Genomic DNA, 23,073 nt, shown 5'->3' with positions numbered 1-23,073 from the left:
ATTTTATTATGCAAACAATTCTTATACCCACAGATTTTTCTAAAAATGCATATTGTGCATTGCACTATGCAACACAACTCTTTTCAAATGAAACTTGTGAATTTATTATATTACACTCTTTTGAAAATCAGGTTAGTAATCTTTCAAGCAGGGTGGACATTGGTAAAACAGAAGCCATTGTTAATGAACTCTATAACACTTATGAAAAGAAATGTGATGGAGTGAAGCACGCCATCATAAGGGACAATCCAAACAATAAACATACATATAAAACCATTGCTACTTCGCTAAGTTTAGCCAGAGCAATAAATAGATTGGTCCTCAAGGAAAACGTAGACTTTGTTGTAATGGGCAGCAAGGGAGCTACAGGAGCCGCTTCGGTCTTTATAGGTAGCAACACCCTAAGGATGATTAAAAAAATCAAAAAAACACCTTTATTAATTATTCCTCAAGAATTAAATTTTACACCCATAAAAAAGATAGCATTTACTACCGGTTTTAAACGAGACTATACCGCTGAGGAGTTACACCCTTTGGTAACTATTGGAGAAAGTCAAAATGCAATTGTAAAAGTTGTACATATTCGCGAAAAAGAAAAAATGATAGAAAATCAACGGGCGCACCTACACCAATTACTTGATTTGTTAAAACCCTTGAAACCAAAATTACATTGGTTGCACGATACTACAGACAAGTATTATACAGTAACTTCATATCTCAATAAAGAAAATGTTGAACTACTGGCAATGGTCTATTACAAACACAACTTTTTTATCTCGCTTTTTCGTGAAGCTGTGGTAAAAAACATAGCCGAATACAGTCCAGTACCATTTTTGATTCTACCATCCAAGAGCTGATATATATCATAGTTGTTGCCATCGTGCCGCATTATTTTTAATCTATAAACTTTAAAACCAGTACGATGAAAAGGAAGATATTATTACCCACAGATTTTTCGAAGAATGCCTGGAACGCACTTCGTTATGCAAGCGAATTATACAAAAACGAAGAAGTAGATTTCTATATACTTAATGCGTTTACGACAAACAATTTTGCTCTGGATAATATGATGGTGCCAGAACCTGGCGAGCAGTGGTATGAGCAAGCCAAAACACGCTCAGAATCTTCAATCAAAAAACTACTTAAAGATATTGAAGCCCTGGAAGTTCCATTAAATCATACTTACTTTACAAAGTCTGTCTTGAATACACCTCTTGAGGCGGTAAAGACTCTTGTAGAAGACAAAGACATAGATATAGTTATTGCATCCACTAAGGGAGAAACAGATGATGTAAATACCATAATAGGGAGTAACAGTATCGATTTTATGGAAAAAGTACGAAACTGCCCAGTATTTATGATTCCGGCAAATATTTCTTTTAAGGAGCCCAATGAAATTGTATTCCCTACAAGTTTTAAAACGCATTATAAACGTAGAGAACTTAACTATCTACGTGAAATCGCTAAGATTACTAACGCGCCGATAAGAATATTGCACATTTTAAAAGAAGATAAACTTTCTGATGAACAGAAAGAGAAAAAGGCGTTACTTGAAGAGTGTTTTGAGGGCTTGAAATATACCTTTCACATACTTGAAAATGCCAGTATACAAATAGGGCTTGATATATTTGTGCAAAGCCGTAATAGTGAGATGATTGCTTTTATAAATAAAAAACACAACTTTTTTGGTTCTGTTTTCTCAAAGCCAATGGTTAAGGAATTGGGGTTTAATTCCAAGGTGCCAGTATTAGCATTGCACGATTTACGTAATTAATTTATGAAAAGGGAAAGTTTTAAAATTATAAAGTCGTCTGGCGAAAAAGTAGACTTCTCTATTTCAAAATTGAGAAATAGTCTATACCGAAGTGGAGCCGGTGAAGTTACCGTTGATAATATCATCAACGTGGTCCGTGATGAATTGTACCAAGGTATTTCTACCAAAGAAATCTATAATAGGGCATTTGCGATGTTGAAAAAAAGCAAATCTATTTATGCTTCTAAGTACAAGTTGAAAAAGGCCATATATGAACTGGGTCCTACAGGATTTCCGTTTGAGAATTTTATTGGTGCATTAATGGAATATTCGGGTTATCAAGTAGAGGTTGGTAAGATTATACAGGGTAAATGCGTACTTCACGAAGTAGATGTTATAGCTTCAAAAAATGGACAACATATTGTAGCTGAGTGTAAATTTCATAGCGAGAAAACAACCACCTGTAATGTAAAGATTCCTTTATATATTAATTCGCGATATCGGGATATTATTGGACAATATAAAAACACTTCCAAATGCCCTAACGAAGGTTGGGTAGTGACCAATACTCGTTTTACAGCAGATGCGCTTACTTATGGTAGTTGCGTGGGACTTCATTTGCTAAGTTGGGATTATCCCAAAGAAAATGGACTGAAAGACCGTATTGATAGGTTGGGTTTATACCCAATCACAGTTTCAACATTATTGACAAACAGGGAAAAGCAGTTTTTACTGAGTAGGGACATCGTTTTGTGTCGACAACTGGCAAATGATGTCTTTTACCTAGATCACTTGGGGATTTCTGAAAACCGAAAATCTAAGATACTTTCTGAAATTTCAATGCTATGTAATTCATAATAAAGTGAATACAATCAAAATCCATTTTTTAGGTGCTTCAGGAACTGTAACAGGATCCAAATTTTTATTAGAGACACCCGAACAGAATATCTTGATAGATTGTGGCATGTTTCAGGGACTAAAAGAGCTAAGAGAACAAAATTGGAAGGATCTGAGTTTTGACGTTTCAAATATAGATATGGTTTTGATAACCCACGGTCACTTAGACCATACAGGCTATTTACCTAGACTGGTAAAACAAGGGTTTACAGGGAAAATCCTTGGTACTGCACCTACTTTGGAAATCGCTAAAATCATACTACTAGACAGCGCAAAAATAAATGAAGAAGATGCAGAACGTGCCAATAAGGAAAGTTATTCTAAACACCAACCGGCATTACCTTTTTATAGTGTTGAAGATGCAGAACGGACCATTAAGACATTTGTTCCAATAGAAAAAGACGCTTGGCATTCGTTATCAGAAAATATCAAATATCGATTTCGATATAATGGTCATATTATTGGTGCTACTTTCATTGAATTAGAATTGTATGGTAAAACATTTGTTTTTTCTGGAGATGTGGGCAGGAAAGATGACCTTTTGTTGTTTCCACCAGAGAAACCCGAATGGGCAGATTATCTTTTTTTAGAAAGCACCTACGGTGGAAAATTACATCCAAAAGAAAGTGTTTCAGAAAAATTAATTACACTCATAAACAGAACCGTGCACAATCGTGGAACTTTAATTATCCCTTCTTTTGCCGTAGAACGTCTACAAACCTTAATGTTTTTACTTTGGAAATTATATAATAAAAGACGCATCCCAAATCTTCCTATTTTTATAGATAGCCCAATGGGGAATAACGTTTTAAGTGTCTTTGAACGCTTTGCCAGTTGGCATAAAATCTCTCCAACAGAGCTCAATGCTATGAAGCATCGTATGAATATTATAGAATCCTACAAAGAAACCTGGAAAACTATAGATGATCCACGACCAAAAATAGTGATTGCAGGAAGTGGAATGATAACGGGAGGTCGAGTATTAACATATATAAAACAATTGATTGATGAACCATCTACTACCATTTTAATGGTAGGCTATCAAGCTGAAGGTACTCGTGGCCGACAACTGTTGGAAGGTGCACATGAACTGAAATTTTTCGGGAAATTTTATCCAGTAAAAGCTAAGATTGAACACATTGAAAGCCTTTCTGCGCACGCAGACCAAAACGGTATATTAGATTGGTTGAGCGAAATTAAAAATGTACCTGAAAACACATTTTTAATTCACGGCGAGCCTACTTCATTACAAGCACTCAGGGTAAAACTGGAAGCTATATCTTCTTGGAGTGTAACGGTGCCAAATTTGAATGATGTGGTTACTGTCATAGCCTAATTTTATATAAAACCCACTTTAAAAACAGCTCTTTTGTAATGGGTACTATTTTATAATATTTAGCACAAAACTGATAATTATCATTTCTTACATTGTGGTACAGAGCTATTTTTATAGTGTAAAATAACATATAACCCTATAAAAATTCAGCATTATGTCTTTAGTGAAGCTTAACCGAAGAAGATTTCCCTTGATAAGTGATGGGATAACAAATTAGTTTGATACCGACGACTTTTTTATAGATGACTTTTTTACAAGAAAAGCCAACTTGCCTGCAATGAATGTAAAGGAAAACCCAGAAAATTTTGAGATTGAATTTGCGCTACAAGGCTTTTCAAATAAGGATATTGAGGTGTCCTTAGAAAATGATGTACTGCACGTGTGTGTATAGAAAATCATAATAAAGAGGTAGAAGAAAACCAAGAGGGTTATACTCGTAAGGAATTTAGTTATAAATCCTTTGACCGTAAACTTCAAATTCCTACCTCGGTAAACCGAGAAATAGGTAAAAGCTACCTATCGAGGTTCTTAAAATGGAGCTTGTTAAAAGCAAAGATGCCTTAGAGCCGCCTAAAAAAATAATTGAGATAGTTTAATTTCTTAATTGAAAAGGCTGAAAGCGGGCAAATAGGAGCTGTTTTCTGCCTTTTAAAATCTATTATTATGAATACAAGAACTAACTTTAAATATGTAGAGTGGCGTGATACAAAAGGATTGCACGCAGATTCTGTAAATGCCATTTCAGATCTTAAATTTCTAAAAGACGAGCTACAATTTTTAAAAGACCTTGTGGCAGAGCACACATTAGAACTTATTTATGGAAAGCCTCACGAAGAAGCTGTTAGGATAGGTGCAGAACTTCGCACCTTTGATAACAGATTGAAGAACTTATTAAAAAACCTTGTGATACACTCGAACAATTTACAAGTGTTGACAGATGATATTGATGTTCCTAACGAATTGCAAGACTACAAGAATGTACATTATAAATTAATGATTGAGGTAATGGATTTTCACTCAGACGTAAAAAATGCCAAACACAAAATTTTTAAGATGATGAGCTCTATGATGAAAGAGAGTAAACAAAAAAAAATGCGTTAAAATTTCAGAGATGAAAAATATAACCTATAAAATAGTTCAATGGAGCACTTCTGAAGAATTGCATACTGAATGCCTGGAATGGGCATCACAATTACAATTCATTAAAGATGAACAGCGTTTTCTGGACAAACTTATTAAAGAATATACCTTGTCTCTTATTATAGAAGAAGCATATAACAATTCTTTAAAACTTGTAGGAAAATTAAATACCGAAGAAAAGGAACTGTCCAAGTTACTAAAACGGGTAAAAGATCATATCAATACCATCGAAATTTTGCAGGATAACACAACCGATAAACTTAAAGGAGCTGCATTCAAAGAGATACACTACTATTTGAAAGTTGATGTATTTATGTATGCCAATAAATATCGTGAAACTAAAAAGGCACTATTTAAAAAAATCAAGAAGTTGATGAAAAGCGAAAAGCGAAGTCATTTACTTAATTAATAAACTTTTAAAAAGCAATATTATGAACAAGACAATTATGTATGTAAGTCTCGCAATTTCCCTCTTTTTGCTTAATAGTTGTGGATCAACAAAACTGGTACAAGAGTATAAAAATCCAGAGACAGTAAACTTTGAAGCTAATAAAGTTCTTGTGGTAGGTATTACAGCAGACAAAGAGCTACGTCGTACTTATGAAAAGAAAATGACCGATGCGTTGGACAAAAAAGATGTCATCGCAGTAAAGAGTATCGACTTTTTTGAGTCTTCCTTTACAAATAACAAACAATCGCTTGAACAATTGGATAATATCGAGCAGCGTTTACTAGATGCTGGTTTTGATACTATATTATTTACTAAGGTAACGGGTAGCGAGAGTAGACTAACGGTTGTAGATGCCTACAGAAGTTTTGCTAAAGCCTACCAGAGATTCGACGATTACTTTTACGATAATGTACACCATTATTACAAAGAACAACAAGAGCGCTACCAAGTATATAAAACAGAAACTTCCTTGTTCTGCATTTGCCCAGGAAAGGATCGTGAACTATTATGGCGTGGGGAAATAGAGGTAGTGGATGCAGATAAAGTAAACCGCAACATAAATTCCTATATTAAGATACTCTTTGAAACTCTTCAAGAGAACAAATTATTATTGCTGTAGAAATGAAAGTACTTGTATATAGCGCAAAACCTTTTGAGAAACCATTGCTTAAAAAAGCCAATTCCGGTGTTCATCAAATAAGCTTTACTGAGAAGCGGCTTACCTCAGAAACTGCAATGATGGCTTTAGGACAGGATGCTGTTTCCGTCTTTTCTGCAGATGATGCTTCTAGTGTAGTTCTAGAAAAGTTAAAAGCTTTTGGTGTTGAGTATATTACCTTACGTTCAGCTGGACATGATAATGTAAACAAGGTTGAGGCTCGCAGGCTTAAAATTAGGGTGGCCAACGTTCCTGCTTATTCGCCTAATGCAATTGCAGAACACGCCATAACATTATTAATGGCTTATAACAGAAAAATAAATAATGCACAAAACCAAACACTTCGATATAATTTTTTATTGGATAACCTAATAGGTTTTAATCTTTTCGGGAAGAATGTGGGGATATTAGGAACTGGAAGTATTGGTAGTGTTTTAGTGAAAATCTTACATGGATTTGGCTGTAACATTTTAGCCAATGATACTATTAGTAATGCCAAATTGGTCAGTTCTTATGATGTGGAATATGTTTCAAAAGAAGTAATTTGCATGGAAGCAGAAATAATCTTTGTGTGCTTGCCCTTGACCGAAAAAACACATCACTTATTTAATATGCCATTCTTTCAAAAATTGAAACAAAAGCCTATTATCGTAAATATTGCTAGAGGTGCAATAGTAGATACAAAAGCAGTTTTGACAGCTTTGGACAGCGAGTTGATTAGTGGGTACGCTACAGATGTCTATGAAAAGGAACACGGGGTTTTCTTCTATAATCGTTCTCAAAATAAGCCTCAAGACCCATTACTTCATTCATTACTTTGTCATCCTAAAGTATTGCTTACTCCTCATCAGGCGTTCGCAACCAATGAGGCGCTGAAGAATATTGCAGATACAACTATAGAAAATTTAAATTTCTGGTCAATTGGGAAGCACTCGGTCAATGAAATTTATTGATTTAATAAATTTCTTCAGCATTATAATTCTACTTATGTAAAAAAAGTAACGGAACCAAAGTTTGGTATAGGATTTTCGAATTCTCAGACCCAAAAAACAATCGCTCTAAGAAGTTTTCTTTTTCAACAAATACAGCATGCAAATCTACTTTCAGTAATTGGGTTGCAGTATTAACAGCTATAAGTCCCGGTATGGTGTTTAAGCTATAGTAGGTATAGGGGTGTTCTGGAAAAAGTTTCTTAAGACAACTACTATCTTCTCTTCTAGACTTATATGAGGCATTATCATCAAGCTCCAGAACATTTAATTCGCATTGATGTATCGTTAGGATTTCTTTAAATGCATTAATTCCTTGAAAAGAAAAGTCCTCACATTTTTGTGTGGAAAATAATGTACTCTTAATGTTTGAAAATGTATAATGGTCCGGTATGGTAAGGGTAGGACAGTTGATATTGCGAATAATCTGTAATGTGTTACTACCGAAAAGCTGTTCTTTAGCACTTGTTGCACCATTAGAACCTACTAAGATAAGGTCTATTTTATGAAATTGAACTGCTTGTTTTATAGAATCTAAAAAATCGTCATAGTCAAACAAGCCGTGAAAGGTATAGGCTTGCGATTTAAATTTTTTACTCAATTTTTTTACCAGTTGATCAATCAACTTTTTATTATCTACAGCAATACTTTGATAAATTGTTTCTGTAGGTGCAGCGGTCATTAAATCGTCAGTGGTGTATTCTGAAATTTTCTGCACGTTTAGAATATAAAAGTTGCATTCCCAATTTTCAAAAAAGCGCATTGCGTAGTCAATAGCATTCATTGAGTTTTCTGAAAAGTCCGTAGGTAAAAGTATATTTTTCATCTTGTTAAGAATTATATAACAAATGTAGGGGAGTAAGGGTTTAAAAAGAATGAGATATGTCATACTTATAAACTCCTGTATTTTTGAGTTATCAACAGTTACGTTGTTGATTCCTTTTACAATTTTATACCTTATAGAATCATATTGAAGGTGGTTTATAAAAACGCTGATACCTTTATTTATTAAATAGCTTCCTTTTATATTTTAATAAGTAAATAGCCCCAGATAGAAATAGAATACTAAGTATGAAACTATAAATGCCTAGCTGATTAGATATGTGGCTTTCTGGAATAGGTTTTACAAAGTGATTCACTATACTCAATAATAACCTGACAAAAGACCAAATTATAATCAAAACTCCCCAAGTAGTAATAATTTTTTTGAATGACTTTTCTGATTTACGAGAACTAAGAATAAACAGCATAACGACTACTGAAATTAAGACAAACGGAACATAACTGCCTATTATTAAATAAGTCAACCCCTTGTAAAGAAAGAATAATAATGATATAGCTAATACGGCCGTATAAACGAAATGCTTCTTTAAAACGCCTAAAATATTTCGTTGTGTGGTATTCATTCTGTAACTATTTTTTCGACGATGTTCTCAATTAGGTTTGTACAAGATAAAAGGTACTCAAAATTTACTGTTTCATAGGTGTCATCTGGGCTGTCTTTATATGGGGTTGAATCTCTATGATAGAAACACTCACCTGCGCCAATTACATTAAAACCGAAAGGGACAAATACGTCAAAATCTGTTGAACTGTTGTCATAACCCACAGGGTTAATTTTTATGTCTTTAATTGGTATCCCTTTTTGGTCAGCTATAGATTTATATAGGTTAATTAGGGATTCTGTACCCGAGAATATTTCCATAGCCTTATCATTATCGCCGTCCCAACCTACCATGTCAAAACAATGGATAGAATGTATGTTCCATGATTTTTTCTTTAGTAATCTGGCAAAGGCTTTACTGCCTATTAGCTCTTCTTCCTCTTGGTCAAAAAAGACAATAACAATATTTTTATTTCTACGTTGAAGCCTTGAAAGTTCTTTCGCTACACTGTATATAAGTGCTATTCCAGTTGCATTGTCAATGGCTCCGGGTGCATTTCGTTTTCCACTATCATAATGTCCTCCAAGAATAACATAATCAGAACTATTATTAGTGGAAGGAAGAATACCATAAATATTTGACCCCTTAAATGGGTTAAAGATTAAATCAATTCCCGGATTAAGATTTGGTGATGTGTATTTGTGTTCTTTGGCTTCAATTCCTAAAGTAGAGATTAGCTCTTTAAGGTATCTTTTTGTTAATTCACGTTCGTCTTTAGACCACCTACTTTTTATAGTTGTATTATTTCCCAATGTGTATTTACCGGATAACTGACCTATTATGGTCTTTTGATAATCAGCTTTATTATTTGGTAAATTTTCGGTAAGTAAAACTCCGTTATTTACTTTGTCTTGGCAGGAAATTACCATTAGACTAAGAAGTAATATTTTAAGAATATTTTTCATTTTGTAAAAGGACTACAACGTATTGTGTGTGGTTAGTTACATTGACTTAACTTTTTTTGTTATCAGGGTTTTCGCCTTACACCTTCAAGTAAATCGGTGTTAAAGTTTAATTCCGAATCCGATTTGTGAAGAACAGAAATATCTCCTGTAGATTCTAGTACTACAGCTTGAACTTGATTAAAGTCCATAACATTGGCTTCTCTTAGTTTAGCAATTAGTTGTGTTTTCTCAATTCTTGCATATTTAAGATTATCATGAAGGATTTCACTTCCATCCATTAGTAATAAAGGTTGGTTTGAGATTATAGATTTGAGTGTTGGAAATAATCTTTGTAGATAAGAAAAAATAAAAGTTAGAGCAAGTAAACTAGCAATGGCAATAGAGCCATGTACAATTGTGGTACTTGATGTTAAAGTTGAGGAAATTATACTTCCAATAGCGACAGTAAATGCAAAATCATAAGCTGTAAATTTTGCAAAAGACCTTAATCCGATTATTCTTGTTAAAAAAATAACTGCTACAAAAATTAAAATACTACCACCAATTGTTTCTAAAATTGGGTCTTTAAAATTATATATCCATTCCATTTATTTATCTGGTATTTCTTAATCTAATAGTTTGTTCTTAACTGTTACCTATAACCAACAGTTACAAGTAATATACGTTAATTTTCGGTTTGATATTGCCGTTATTATAGTTATACAATATCGGGTGGCGTTTTTTATTTCAAATATTTATTTTCCAATTCAGCCATTAATTTTTTATCAAGATTTGATTGTGTTTTCCTTTTTAGTTCAGTCCAAGTATTTATTCCGATGTTTGTAATATTAATCCACTCCACATCTTTAAGAATATTTTTGTCCGATAAATTCTGCTTTTCAATCCGTTCTGTATATTTTTTAAACTCAGAGTGAAGTTCTTTAACAATATTATATTCGAATTCTGATATAATCCTGTTTACAATAAAGTTAGTGTATCCATTTTCTAAATCCAAATCGTCAAAATATCCACAAACACATTCGTTATAATCTCCAACTAAATCTTCATAATCAGCCTCAATCCACAATCGGTTTTGAAACTCAGAATGAGCCAATTCAAATATCAATTTAACCCATCTGTTCCTTATATTTATTCTGGTTTCGTCATTCATCTTAAAATATATCTAGCAATCTTGTGTATTGTCTCGCTAAGTAGGTTAAACACCTATTCAAACTACTTTAATATTTGTTTTGCCAACTCAATGGCGCAGCCCCAAGCTACAGTAAAACCGGCACCCCCGTGTCCGTAATTGTGAAAAATGTTTGCGTATTGCGAATCAAATTCAAAACGAACCACACTTCTTTTAGGCCGAAGACCTACAATCTCTTCAATAACTTCTGGTGTTTGATGTGATAACCCGTTATCTAAAAGTCTATTAATGATAATTTGTGTATCGCTTTGCTCTACATTTAAATTGTAATCATTAATATAATCTGTGCCACCAATTACACAATCTTCCGTTCGGTTTATCACGTAACTCAATGCGCCCTGCTTCGTGGAATCTGCACATGAGGGAATATCCATTTTTTTACAACGTAGAATTTGTCCTCGCATAGGCTGTAAATCATCATCGTTACAAAGCTTTTTTGCACCCAAGCCTGTACAGTTCACAACTAATTTATCAAGCTTTGATGCTTCTTCCAAATCAGAAATTTCTTGTTGTAAGAAAGTCCCATTGTTCTCTGTAAATCGTTGAAAAAGATAGGGTAAATACAATTGGGGTTCTGCTAAGGGAACTATTGAAATAAAAGCTTTTTGTATTCCTTTAGGAAGTTCATCTTTAGATGCTTTTTTGGTTGTGCCTTTGGGCATTATTAGTGTCCAATCTGTATTGCTTTCATTGTTGTAGGCTGTTATAAAGGGAATTAGTGCAATACCATTTCCGGGTTTAATGTCTCGCTGGTATTCCTCGTAAGCGAGTTTTGCCCAATGATTTGCTTTTTCTTTAGGAAAAACTTCAAAAGGAAACCAAATTGCTCCTACTTTGCTTGAAAGGGTTTTGTTGAAACGTTCCTTTGCAATTATCCTAACGTTAAAACCCTCATCTTGTAATTTAATGGCTGTAGTTAACCCGACAATTCCACAACCGATAACTGTTGCCGATTTCATAGCTGTACGTCACTTTTTATGGCTTTCCCTGGAAATGTTTTTTCTTGTAACACTCCTTCTTTAATGAGTATTTTCCCGTTTACGATCACGTAACTCATTCCTGATGATTTTTCAAAACCGCTAGTATAAGTAGCATTGTCCTTTACTTTGTTTAGTTCAAAAAGTAATAAATCTGCATAGCTTCCTACCTGTATTCTACCTCTTAATTTCATATCTGGAACAATATCTTCAAGCACTTGCGCAGGCATTAATGTCATTTTTTCAATAGCAGAATTAATGCTTATTATATTCTTTTCATTTACATACTCTCTAATTGTTTTACAAAAAGTTCCTGAAGATCTGGGGTGTCCTAAGGGTGAGTAGCCGCCACCATCACTAGCAATCATTGTAGAACTTGATTTTATAGCTCCATCTACCCAATTTTCTTTCATCATATGTACAATTACAGAGCCGCCTTGTTTTCTGTATTTTTTAAATGTTTCAGGGGTTAGACGCTCGCCTGTTTCAACCCATTGTAGGTCTTTATATACACAGCCTAGTCGTTCTTGCCAACCTTCATTAAAAATTGCTGAACCAATTTCAGTATTGCCAGCGGTGTAGGGGTACAATTCGGTAGTAATAGGAAAACCTAATGCCTGTGCTTTTTCAACTGCTTGTAAACAGAAATCAATATCCTTTCGAGCCATACTAGGTAAGTGGCAAAGATGTAATTGCGTTTTGTTTAAAATGGCATCGCTTATGGCTTGCTGAAATGCAATGGCTCCTCCTTCTCGAATGTGTGAGAAAACGGGTAAATTATGTTCTCCCGCAAAAGCATAAATGTCTTCAATTTCCTCAATTGATGCGTTTGGCAAATAACCTACAGGTACTCCAATTCCTATAGCACCATTGTTTAAAGCATCTTTTAGTTTACTTCTAAGTGTATTAAATTTCTTTTTAGGTAATGCAACAGTTGCAGCAGAATCTTTTAGCTCTTCATAAATAGTTCTATAAACCCTGTCGCTATTGGCAATAACTTTGTTTCTGTATGCTAATTGACAAGCAGATGCACCAAAATTAATTAAAGCGTTTCCTTTTCTGGCTTGATAATACTGTTTAAGTGTGTCAATACCAATTTCTAATTCTAGCGCTGTTGTAACACCGTCAAAAGCCTGATATTCGTTCTCTTTATTGGTTTGCCCGTGTGCGTGTAAATCTATAAAGCCGGGGGATAGTATTTTACCATTCCCATCTATCATTTTTTTACCCGCTAGCTTATGGGTGCTTATTTCTGCTATTTTATCTCCAGAAATTGCAACGTTTAAAACTTGATCTGTACTAGTCTCTGGGTCGATAACTCTGGCGTTTTCAATAACAATATCATAAGTTGTGTTGCTAGTATCTTTTTTTTGCCCGCAAGACAAAAAAATGAATAGTATTAAAACATAGCCAAGAGATTTCATAATAAACTAGTTATTTTTTGTGGCAGTAAAAGTTCCGCTAGGTTGGTGTAAAATAAGGTCTTTGCCACTAAACTCTGCCTTGTACCCCGATAAGCCTTTGATAACAAATTCATTTTCCTTTACGGGAATCAAGGTGTATTCCGGTTGTTGTGGTACAAGAAGTGTTAGATTTTTATTTTTCAATGAAACTTTTAATTCTGCTCCAGAAAGGTAATAACTCCCAACATATTTTTTTAATTCAGCTTCAGAAACAGATACTTCATTTGGACTTCTTTTAAAAAAGAGTGGTTCTAGAGTGGGTTCTAATTTTATATGTACGCCATCAATATCGCCTAAATCATTAGTTTTAAAATTGAAATTAAAGCCTAGTCCACCTTCAATATTTACTTTATTGTTTTTAACTAAATGAGGTTTAAAAATGTCATAATGCGTATGCTTTAAATATGCTTTCTCTCGGGTAAACTTCGCCCATAGTGAATCGTTTTTCACTTCAAGATTAATTGTGCCATAGCCTTTGTGTTTGTACTTACCTGTGTATTCTACTAAGCTGTGTGTTGGATTTGAGTTTGAAATTTTAGTCTCTTCTTCGGTTTTTTTATTTTCTTCTTGTTGCTTTTTAACTTCGCTTATTTTTTCAGTATAATAAGCTACCCAATCTGTTTTTTTCAATTTAAGTAATTCATCTGAAATCGCATTTCTTACAAGTATTGGTAAGGCAGATCCATCTTGATTTGCAAGCACTACGATACCTAAGTTATCGGTTGGAAAAAACGAAACATTTGCTGAAAAACCGTCAATATTTCCTCCGTGTTCTAATCTATAGTGGCCTTTATAGGATGAAGTAAACCAAGCGAACCCGTAACTATTAAGATGTTGGTCTGGAAATTTTTCATCTGCAATACCTTTGCCTACAAGCATTAGTGGATTAATCGCTTTTTTAACATAAGCTTCTGGAAGGACTTGTTCGCCATTAAATTTACCTTCATTTAGCCAGACTTTTACCCAGTTTGCCATTTCTTTCGCACTACTATTTATACTTCCTGCAGGACTTATAGCTGCTATATTATAATAGGGCGTAATTTTATTTGTTGTAAAATTTTCTAAAGCATATCCTCTGGAACGGTTCGCCGATAGCTCTAATTCATTAATTGTTAAATTGGATGAGTGCATTTGCAAAGGCTTAAAAAATCGCTCGCGTATATTATCCTCCCAGCTTTTACCTGTTAACTTTTCTGCAATTAAGCCTTGTGCCAAGTACATAAAATTGTTGTAATACCATTGTTGTCTAATTCCTGTAAAAGGTTTGTGATATTTTACTCGTGCCAAGAGGCTGTCTTTACTTTCTGTAGGGAATAAATACCATGAAATATCATGCCTTGGCAAGCCTGTTCTGTGGCTCACCATATCTTCTATGGTAATGTTGTTGTTTAAATCGTTATTGTAAAATTCTAACTCTGGAATATACTTTTTTGGACTATCTGTAAATTTTAACCCTTTTTCATCTTCCATGATTCCCAATAAAGCAGTTGTAAAGGCTTTTGAAGTGGAACCAATGGGAAACAAAGTGTTTTCATCTACTTTTAACTTGTTCTCTAAATCTTTATACCCAAATCCTTTAGCATAAACCAATTTGTTGCCTTGAACAATAGCAACTGAAAACCCAACTGTTTGTGTAGCCTCCTGTAAAGCCTCTAGTTTTTTATCAAGTTTTTTTTCATCCAGAGTGGTTTGAGCAAAAAGACAAGTGGATAAAAAAATGAATGCTAGTGGTAAAATTTTTATTTTCATAAATTGAATATTTTATAATCCTACTATTATAAATTTGACACAAACCAAATCTAGTTGTTTTTTTGCTTGCATACTCTTATTCAAATATCTAGCCTAACCTTTCAATGTGATTTTGGTTGGCCTTTGCAAAAGGTTACATTATAGTAGGTGTACACAAAATTACAGAAATAGTGTAATCTTGGAGTTTCAAAACCTTAAAACCCGTTAACTTTTCAAAGATTTTTTATTTTAATCACTTTCTTTTCTTTCTCTACTAGAAATCATACATTTTTACTTTGTAATAGATTTAATAGATACTTTCTTTAGTTGTTGTGATTACATTGCGCTTATAATTAACACATTAGGCCATGAAACAAATACTACTAATTTTAATTGCATTTCTGGTTTTTGGGACTGCATTTTCCCAAAAGAGATTACAACCACCTAAAAAGAGTACTAAGGTTGAAAGTGTAGATAACTTTGTTACATCTGCTTTTACTATTTATAATACAACCTTCGACTTTCATTATGGTGCGACACAAGAAGCTGAAGATACAGAAACAACTGCAGAAAAAGACCAACTAGAAATGTTAGAAGAGCAAATTAATAACATGATAGATAGCGTCCCAGATATTGTGGATGAAATTGAAAAACAATCTGTTGCTACAAAATTAAGGGCTACACTTAACCTCAATAAAGCCGTTAAGGCACTAAAACAATCTGGAAAGTTTGTGAAAATGGAATTAGTTGGTGGAATGCCATAATAAACTACCTGTTTTTTGTAAATGTAAATTTTATTTAGTTTTGGGGTTAACCTGGTAAATTACCTAGAAGGTAACCTCTAACTTATGCAACCTAACAATTTTACAACAGAGTTTTTTGGTATTGGGATTCTTCATGGAAAAACACCAGAAAACTTAGGTGTGTTATGGCGTACCGCTCAAAACCTTGGGGCAAGTTATATTTTTACAATTGGTAAGCGCTATGCAAACCAAGCTAGTGATACACACAATGCAGTAAAATCGTTACCTTATTTTCATTATGAAACTTTTGCAGACTTCTTTAAACACCTACCTAAAGGAGTTAGAATTGTAGGTGTTGAAAAAACAGAAGAGGCATCGTCGTTAGAGAGTTTTAATCACCCAAAACGGTGCGTATATCTACTTGGTGCCGAGGACCACGGGTTGTCTAAGGAAGCTATTGAGAAATCTCACTTTTTAGTTCAATTTCCTTCAGAGTATAGTCTTAATGTGGCTGTTGCTGGAAGTATAGTGATGTATGACAGAACTAGAAATAAACCCAAAATCTAGTATTTCTTAATAAGGCAATTAGCGTATTGATTATATGTTGCATTTTTTCCATTTTTGATATAATTAATCTACACGAATATGGGAATATTATTATTGGGATTGCTTATTGCAGGTTTTGGAATATGTTGTTACTTACTATTAGATAATTTGATTTTTAAACAGAATACAAACAAGAAAAAACAGTTTGTTGTATATAATGTTATTGCTAGTGTGTTTGCAGTATTTGCAATTCTTACTAGTTATATTTGGGTGTATTGGTTTGTGCTACTTTATTCAATTCCCAGTCTAGTTGTATCTGCATTATTTACTTGGAGGGGTTCAAAAATTATTTCGGGTAAGCTTTACACAAAATTGAATTATACTCTCATAATACTTTCATTAGTTATATCAATCGTATCGTTAGTTCTTGTTTATTTTAAATAACAATAACCTAATGCTGTAAACTGCATAATAATTCTACTACCTTTGTATTATGGTACAACCCAAGCACAAAGCAGGATTTGTAAATATTATAGGAAACCCAAATGTTGGGAAAAGCACTTTGATGAATGCTTTTGTTGGAGAGCGATTATCTATTATTACAAGCAAAGCGCAAACTACTCGACATAGAATTTTAGGTATTGTTAATGGAGATGATTTTCAAGTTATACTAAGTGATACTCCAGGAATAATAAAACCTGCCTACGAACTTCAAGAAAGTATGATGGAGTTTGTAAAATCTGCTTTCGATGATGCAGATGTATTACTTTATCTGGTTGAGCTAGGCGAAAAAGAATTAAAAGACGAAGCTTTTTTTGCAAAGATTACTTCCTCAAAAATACCTGTTTTATTACTGCTGAATAAAATAGACAAAGGAAATGAAGCCTTACTTGCAGATGCTGTAAAGCTATGGCAAGAAAAAGTACCTAATGCAGAAATATTTGCCATCTCTGCATTGAAAAATTTTGGAGTAACTGAAGTTTTCAATAGAATAATCGAATTACTTCCAGAATCTCCTCCATTTTATCCTAAAGATCAATTAACCGATAAGCCAGAACGTTTTTTTGTAAACGAATCTATTCGTGAAAAAATATTAGTTCATTACAAGAAAGAAATTCCATATTCTGTTGAAATAGATACCGAAGAGTTTTTTGAAGAAGAGAATATTATTAAAATTAGAAGTATAATAATGGTTGAGCGTGAGACCCAAAAAGGAATTATAATTGGTCATAAGGGGAGTGCGTTAAAAAGAGTTGGAATGGAAGCTAGAAAAGATTTAGAAAAATTCTTTGGAAAACAAATTCACCTTGAACTCTACGTTAAAGTAAATAAAAACTGGCGAAGTGATGCTAGACAGTTAAAACGTTTTGGATACAACCAGAAATAAAAAAAATCAAATACCAAATAACATAAATAGTACAAGCAGACTTCATATATTTTTATTCTTTTATTTTTTATGAGCTTCTTTTAAATTTTGAAATTTCTTTGGGATTTTTAAAAGATAACTTCGTTCTAATTAAATCAATGCTTTTGCATTAAAGTACTACCTTTGCAAGTTATAAACACACCACCATGAGTATAGTTGCCATTGTAGGAAGACCCAATGTAGGTAAATCCACTTTATTTAATAGATTAATACAACGTCGTGAGGCTATCACAGATGCTGTAAGTGGGGTTACTCGTGACCGTCATTATGGAAAAAGTGACTGGAATGGAAAAGAGTTTTCGTTAATAGACACAGGAGGTTATGTAGTAGGAAGCGATGATATTTTTGAAGCTGAAATTGATAAGCAGGTAGAACTTGCAATAGATGAAGCAGATGCTATTGTTTTTATGGTAGATGTTGAAAATGGAGTTACAGGAATGGATCAAGAAGTAGCAGAGCTACTTCGTAAATCCAGGAAACCCTATTTTTTAGCAGTAAATAAAGTAGATAGTTCCAGTAGAGAAAATGATGCAGTAGAGTTTTACTCACTAGGTGTAGAAAAATATTATACTATATCAAGTATTAATGGTAGTGGTACAGGAGATTTACTTGATGACTTAGTTAAAGTGCTTCCAGATGAGCCAGAGCAAGAAGAAGATACCTTGCCTCGTTTTGCTGTAGTAGGACGACCCAATGCTGGAAAATCTTCTTTTATTAATGCACTTATTGGAGAAGAGCGCTATATCGTTACAGATATTGCTGGTACTACTAGAGATAGTATAGATACTAAATACAATCGTTTTGGTTTTGAGTTTAATCTCGTAGATACAGCTGGAATTCGTAAAAAGAGTAAAGTAAAAGAAGATCTTGAGTTTTATTCCGTAATGCGAAGTGTGCGTGCCATTGAGCATTGTGATGTTGTAATCTTAGTTTTTGATGCCTCGCGGGGTTTTGATGGGCAAGTGCAAAATATTTTTTGGTTGGCACAGCGTAACAATAAAGGAATTGTAATTTTAGCCAATAAGTGGGATTTAATTGAAAAAGATAATCATAGTGTAAAAGAGTTTGAAAAGTACATTAAAAAGCAATGTGAGCCATTTGTAGATGTGCCTATTGTATTCATGTCTGTTCATACTAAACAACGTATTTATAAAGCAATAGAGACTGCTGTTGAGGTTTATAAAAACCGAAGCAAAAAGGTAAAAACAAGTGCTTTAAACGATACTATGTTGCCTATTATACAAGCAACACCACCACCACAGTACAAAGGGAAATATGTAAAAATAAAGTTCTGCACACAATTACCAACCCCTTATCCAAGCTTTGCATTTTTTGCAAATTTACCACAGTATGTAAAAGACCCTTATAAGCGCTTTATAGAAAATAAACTCAGAAAAGAGTTTGATTTTACGGGCGTTCCTATTACCATTTATATGCGAAAGAAGTAAAACAAACCAGTAAGATGAAATCTGTTTTTTTTACGCTTTTTATTATTTCATTTAGTACTGGATATGCATTTCAAATTGATCAGAAACAGGAGCGTTATGTTGCTTTAGCTGCTGAAAACATTGATAATGAACCTGAACTTGCAAGAGCTTATTTAGATTCCATTAGTAATCCTTCCGAAGCTAAGTTAAAAAGTCTACTGGGAACATACTATTTCTTACGAGGTAAAATTGCAGATCAAGATTATGACCGCACAGCCTTTGTGCTGAATTTTGCTAAATCACTACAATACGCAGAAAAGTACAAAGAGTATAAAGTGGCAGCTCAATCTTCTGGCTATTTAGCTTCTAATTTTTATCTAATAAAAAAAGATTCTTTGGCAGATACATATCTTGAAAAAGCTAAAAGATACTATACCAAGATCAAAGATACTTCTGGCCTATTAGATGTTATGCAGTTTCCAGCCTATGCAAAGTACGTGAATTCAGAGGCGGAAGAAAGCATTTCGATGGTTCTAGAAGACCTTGAAACCTATAAGAATGTTGAAAACGACCAAATGTATTATTCGTTTGCAATTTTTCTTTTAACATCAAATTATTTGCACCTTGGAGATATTGATAAGGCTCACGAATATAATTCAATCTATAAATCTTTAGAAGGAAATGAATATATCGAGCCATATTACTATTTAACCTATAATAATTCAATCAAAACTTGTTTTGTCGAGTACTATTTCAAGTATCAAAATCTAGATTCTGTAAAATATTATTTAGATGGAATCTACCTAAAGGAAGGCAGTAAGGACATTAATGTACAAAAACAATTGTATGAAGATTACATAAAGTATTATCGACTTACAAACAATCTGGAAAAGGAAAAAATTTATCTAGATTCTTTAGGGAGGTTTAACAAATCTCTCTTAGAAAAGGCAAGTGTTTCTTCTGTTAATTTGATTGAGGAACTTTCTGAAACGCAATTAGTGTTAAACGAAGAATCGATTAATAAACAAAAAACAAGAAGATATATTTATTTTTTACTTGCTGGTATAGCGCTGCTGTTGGTATTACTCATTTTATATTTTAAAAAGATTAAAAAGAAAGAGTATCAGATATCAGATATAAGTAGCAGCTTTCAAAACTTAAGATCTAAACAAGAAAAATTAGCTGTAAAAAATGTAGAACTAGAAGAGTTTCTTGTTTCTGTTAGAAAAGATGTGAAACAAATTGCATTGATGGATTCCCTAAATGAGCAAAGAAAGAGCATCAATAATCTTTATAAAAAAATTCATTTAAGTCAAAACGATTTTGTTAATAGTGATGATCACCTAAAAGTAATTAGTTCTATTAATGAAGACTTTTTTCTACAAGCCGAAAAGGATTTTCCTCAGTTAGATGACCTTGAAGTTTTAATTTGCTACTACTTACTAACTGGTTTTAAAAATAAGGAAATTGCAATGTTCACTAAGCGCTCTTTAAGAGCTATAGAAAGTAAAAGATATAGAGTTGCAAAAAAGTTAGGTGTTGATAGCAGTAAGGAAACTCTAAAAGATTTTTTAAACCGAAAGTTTAATAGATAAAATAACTTTCTGGAATAGATTTTTAAATTTTTTATTAGTGTGCGTAGTAAGTGAGTAGTTGTTGTTAGTGTTATTATAGTTTGCATAAGTGATATTTGGTTGATATTCAAAAATCACATTAGACTATAAATTACATTAATTATGAAACTAAGAAATTACTTTTTATGTAGTGCGCTATTTAGTACACTATTTCTGTTTTCACAAACAGAGAATGACGGGAATATTGTTGAGGTAAACCAGCCTGACGATTTTTTTGTAACTGCACCCATGACTAGCTATCCGCAAGTTAATCCAGAGTCAATTCAAAAAAGAGAAGTGCCTCGTAATGGAGTTAGTTCTAAAAACAATAATAAAGTTAAATTTATTAATACTATATCGAAAAGTAGCTCTACACAAGACCCATTAGTTCAGAATGAACCTGGCTCTATATCAGGAAAAACACCTATAGAAAACTTTGACGGCATTAATTTGGATGTTAGTCCGCCAGACCCTTCAGCAGCAGTTGGTCCAAATCATATTGTACAAATGACTAATGGTCTTTGGACTGTTTATGATAAAAATGGAGTTGAAGCTACAGGCTTTCCAAAGGATATTAATGATCCTCTAGGCGGAGTTATCTCTGGTGACCCAGTAGTATTGTATGATAGAGAAGCAGACAGATGGTTTATCTCTCAATTTCAATTACCAGACGATAACCAATTTAAAATTGCGGTTTCAACAACATCAGACCCAACAGGTAGTTATGCTGTTTATAGTTATGATGTAGTAGAAAACGATTACCCTCATTATGGTATATGGGGAAATAGTTATGTTGTAACTGGGAATTTTAGCCCAACAGATTCAGGAACCTTTTTTGCATTTAATAGACAGAAAATGTTGGATGGGGATCCTACTGCAGAGATTGCAACATTAACTTTGCCTAATTATGTTGGAACTGGGGGTTTTCAAGCTCCCCAGCCAGTACATTCAGAAGGAGCAGGTGTTGCAGCTGGACCTGCCCCAATTGTTTGGTTTCAAGATGATGCATGGCCAGGAGTAACTGTGGACCATGTTAAAGTATGGGATTTTGATATAGATTGGTCAAACCCAGGTGCTGCTACAGTTTCAACACCACTTGAAATACCATTATCGGCTTTCGATTCTTTTTTAGAAGGTACTGGGGGAAATAGTTTTGCAGTATTAGAGCAACCAGGGACTACTCAAAGAATAGACCCAATAGTATTTGCGATGTACTTTCAAGCCCATAGATATAATTTTGGTACTCACGAGTCTATTTTATTTAACTTTCCTGTTGAAGTAACAGATGGTAGTAGAATATCTGGAATACGATGGGTAGAACTAAGGAGATTAACATCTGCTGCGCCGTGGACGCTTTATCAAGAAGGAACTTATCAAGATGCTGGAGGAGAAAGTGTGTTTTTATCAGCTATAGCAATGGATCAAGAGGGTAATATTGGTTTGGGGTATACTAAAACTGGAGCTACTACTTTTCCTTCATTATATTATACTGGAAGATTTGATGATGATGTTTTAGGGCAAATGACAATTGCAGAAACAGTAATTGTTGAAGGTGATAATTCTATAACTTCCAATGCTAGATACGGTGATTATTCTCAACTAGTAAGAGACCCTGAAGACGATTTGACTTTTTGGTTTACTGGGGAATACTCTGGAGAACCTCGAAAGACAAGAATAGCATCTTTTAAAATTTCTGAAACACTTTCAGTAGATGAACTTGATGCTGCTACATCAAACTTGGTGATATATTCAAGTGATAACAATATATTTAACTTACAATTAGATACTCAAACAACTTCCGATATTTTGAAACTTTCAGTTTTTGATATTAGCGGTAAAAAAGTATATCAAAACCAAGTTACTAAGGAAGTTGGTGGAGTGTACCTTTCAAGAATAGACTTATCCTCTGTAAGTAGCGGAACTTATATTGTTGAGATAGGTAATGCAAAGACTAAATTAACAAAGAAGATAATTGTAAAATAAAAAAATGAAAATTAGTATAACAGTTATTTTATTACTTGGAATAGTGACTTCTTGTTGTTCAGGGAAAAAGGATATGGCTAATGGCTTTACTATTGGAACCATTGTTTACTCTGTAGATGAGAACGATTGTAACTATACAATTAAAGTTACAAATAAAAATGAAGAAGTTTTTTATGATCCCATCAACCTGGAAGATGATTTTAAAAAGAATGATATAAAAATCGCTTTTAAATTTAGACCTCTCAAAATGAAAAATAGATGCAATAAAGCAAATCCTATTAGTGTTTTCGAAGTAAAGAAAAAATGATTTTTTTCATGATAAAACTAGTTTTAAGTTTTGTGAGACTGCCTTAGGGCAGTCTTTTTTTATTATATTTAATTAATAAGAATTTGATTTTACAGGA

Annotated in this window: 23 protein-coding genes; 16 read left to right on the top strand and 7 right to left on the bottom strand. The window is 33.4% G+C overall.

Going from position 1 to position 23,073, the window contains the following annotated elements; translation table 11 throughout:
• The first annotated feature begins 8 nt into the window (after positions 1–8).
• The 9 genes from RM538_RS09090 (at position 9) to RM538_RS09050 (ending at position 7,188) form a co-directional block, all read left to right on the top strand.
• On the top strand, positions 9–857 hold the full coding sequence (locus RM538_RS09090; RefSeq protein WP_311333113.1) for a universal stress protein: 849 nt from the start codon (positions 9–11) through the stop codon (positions 855–857).
• A 65-nt stretch (positions 858–922) separates the two neighbouring features.
• Positions 923–1,774, top strand: coding sequence for a universal stress protein (locus RM538_RS09085; protein ID WP_311333112.1), 852 nt, complete (start codon positions 923–925; stop codon positions 1,772–1,774).
• Between the two features lie 3 nt (positions 1,775–1,777).
• Positions 1,778–2,611 (top strand): ATP cone domain-containing protein, encoded by an 834-nt coding sequence (locus RM538_RS09080; protein ID WP_311333111.1) that lies wholly within the window; start codon positions 1,778–1,780, stop codon positions 2,609–2,611.
• Positions 2,612–2,615: 4 nt separating this feature from the next.
• The gene (locus RM538_RS09075) at positions 2,616–3,986 is read left to right on the top strand and encodes an MBL fold metallo-hydrolase (RefSeq protein ID WP_311333110.1); all 1,371 of its coding nucleotides are present in this window, start codon (positions 2,616–2,618) and stop codon (positions 3,984–3,986) included.
• A gap of 277 nt (positions 3,987–4,263) precedes the next feature.
• Positions 4,264–4,377 carry an Hsp20 family protein gene (locus RM538_RS09070; RefSeq protein ID WP_311333109.1) on the top strand — a complete coding sequence of 38 codons (114 nt, stop codon included), beginning with the start codon at positions 4,264–4,266 and terminating at the stop codon, positions 4,375–4,377.
• A 272-nt stretch (positions 4,378–4,649) separates the two neighbouring features.
• A complete protein-coding gene (locus RM538_RS09065; protein WP_311333108.1) occupies positions 4,650–5,087 on the top strand; it encodes a hypothetical protein in 438 nt (145 codons plus the stop codon).
• A gap of 10 nt (positions 5,088–5,097) precedes the next feature.
• On the top strand, positions 5,098–5,535 hold the full coding sequence (locus tag RM538_RS09060; RefSeq protein WP_311333107.1) for a hypothetical protein: 438 nt from the start codon (positions 5,098–5,100) through the stop codon (positions 5,533–5,535).
• A 22-nt stretch (positions 5,536–5,557) separates the two neighbouring features.
• Complete coding sequence (locus tag RM538_RS09055) at positions 5,558–6,196, top strand: hypothetical protein (RefSeq protein WP_311333106.1); 639 nt, start codon at positions 5,558–5,560, stop codon at positions 6,194–6,196.
• A gap of 2 nt (positions 6,197–6,198) precedes the next feature.
• Positions 6,199–7,188, top strand: coding sequence for an NAD(P)-dependent oxidoreductase (locus tag RM538_RS09050; RefSeq protein ID WP_311333105.1), 990 nt, complete (start codon positions 6,199–6,201; stop codon positions 7,186–7,188).
• A 28-nt stretch (positions 7,189–7,216) separates the two neighbouring features.
• Here RM538_RS09050 and RM538_RS09045 read toward each other — a convergent pair whose 3' ends face one another.
• The 7 genes from RM538_RS09045 to RM538_RS09015 form a co-directional block, all read right to left on the bottom strand.
• Positions 7,217–8,050, bottom strand: a complete 834-nt coding sequence (locus RM538_RS09045; RefSeq protein WP_311333104.1) for a universal stress protein — start codon at positions 8,048–8,050, stop codon at positions 7,217–7,219.
• Between the two features lie 576 nt (positions 8,051–8,626).
• Positions 8,627–9,574, bottom strand: a complete 948-nt coding sequence (locus RM538_RS09040; RefSeq protein ID WP_311333103.1) for a M28 family metallopeptidase — start codon at positions 9,572–9,574, stop codon at positions 8,627–8,629.
• A 62-nt stretch (positions 9,575–9,636) separates the two neighbouring features.
• A complete protein-coding gene (locus tag RM538_RS09035) occupies positions 9,637–10,161 on the bottom strand; it encodes a DUF421 domain-containing protein (RefSeq protein WP_311333102.1) in 525 nt (174 codons plus the stop codon).
• A gap of 134 nt (positions 10,162–10,295) precedes the next feature.
• The gene (locus RM538_RS09030) at positions 10,296–10,724 is read right to left on the bottom strand and encodes a hypothetical protein (RefSeq protein WP_311333101.1); all 429 of its coding nucleotides are present in this window, start codon (positions 10,722–10,724) and stop codon (positions 10,296–10,298) included.
• A 62-nt stretch (positions 10,725–10,786) separates the two neighbouring features.
• Positions 10,787–11,722, bottom strand: coding sequence for an FAD-dependent oxidoreductase (locus RM538_RS09025; protein WP_311333100.1), 936 nt, complete (start codon positions 11,720–11,722; stop codon positions 10,787–10,789).
• Complete coding sequence (locus RM538_RS09020; protein WP_311333099.1) at positions 11,719–13,164, bottom strand: amidohydrolase family protein; 1,446 nt, start codon at positions 13,162–13,164, stop codon at positions 11,719–11,721. The genes RM538_RS09025 and RM538_RS09020 overlap by 4 nt, the downstream gene beginning before the upstream one ends.
• 6 nt (positions 13,165–13,170) lie before the next feature.
• Positions 13,171–14,952: a serine hydrolase gene (locus RM538_RS09015; RefSeq protein WP_311333098.1), complete on the bottom strand. Its 1,782-nt coding sequence runs from the start codon at positions 14,950–14,952 to the stop codon at positions 13,171–13,173.
• Between the two features lie 347 nt (positions 14,953–15,299).
• Here RM538_RS09015 and RM538_RS09010 point away from each other — a divergent pair, with 347 nt between their 5' ends.
• The 7 genes from RM538_RS09010 (at position 15,300) to RM538_RS08980 (ending at position 22,976) form a co-directional block, all read left to right on the top strand.
• The gene (locus tag RM538_RS09010; protein ID WP_311333097.1) at positions 15,300–15,695 is read left to right on the top strand and encodes a hypothetical protein; all 396 of its coding nucleotides are present in this window, start codon (positions 15,300–15,302) and stop codon (positions 15,693–15,695) included.
• Between the two features lie 84 nt (positions 15,696–15,779).
• Positions 15,780–16,241: an RNA methyltransferase gene (locus tag RM538_RS09005; protein ID WP_311333096.1), complete on the top strand. Its 462-nt coding sequence runs from the start codon at positions 15,780–15,782 to the stop codon at positions 16,239–16,241.
• A gap of 472 nt (positions 16,242–16,713) precedes the next feature.
• Complete coding sequence (gene era / locus RM538_RS09000) at positions 16,714–17,607, top strand: GTPase Era (protein WP_311333095.1); 894 nt, start codon at positions 16,714–16,716, stop codon at positions 17,605–17,607.
• A gap of 185 nt (positions 17,608–17,792) precedes the next feature.
• Entirely contained in the window at positions 17,793–19,094 is a 1,302-nt protein-coding gene (gene der, locus RM538_RS08995; protein ID WP_311333094.1) for a ribosome biogenesis GTPase Der, read from the top strand.
• 14 nt (positions 19,095–19,108) lie between these two features.
• Positions 19,109–20,668: a helix-turn-helix transcriptional regulator gene (locus tag RM538_RS08990; RefSeq protein WP_311333093.1), complete on the top strand. Its 1,560-nt coding sequence runs from the start codon at positions 19,109–19,111 to the stop codon at positions 20,666–20,668.
• Positions 20,669–20,809: 141 nt separating this feature from the next.
• A complete protein-coding gene (locus RM538_RS08985; RefSeq protein WP_311333092.1) occupies positions 20,810–22,669 on the top strand; it encodes a T9SS type A sorting domain-containing protein in 1,860 nt (619 codons plus the stop codon).
• A 4-nt stretch (positions 22,670–22,673) separates the two neighbouring features.
• Complete coding sequence (locus RM538_RS08980; RefSeq protein ID WP_311333091.1) at positions 22,674–22,976, top strand: hypothetical protein; 303 nt, start codon at positions 22,674–22,676, stop codon at positions 22,974–22,976.
• Positions 22,977–23,073: the final 97 nt, after the last annotated feature.

It is taken from the genome of Patiriisocius hiemis (assembly GCF_031846325.1).
Taxonomy (GTDB): Bacteria; Bacteroidota; Bacteroidia; order Flavobacteriales; family Flavobacteriaceae; genus Patiriisocius_A; species Patiriisocius_A hiemis.
Note: the sequence above shows the minus strand (reverse complement) of the source record. Positions and strands in the feature narration are given on the sequence as shown.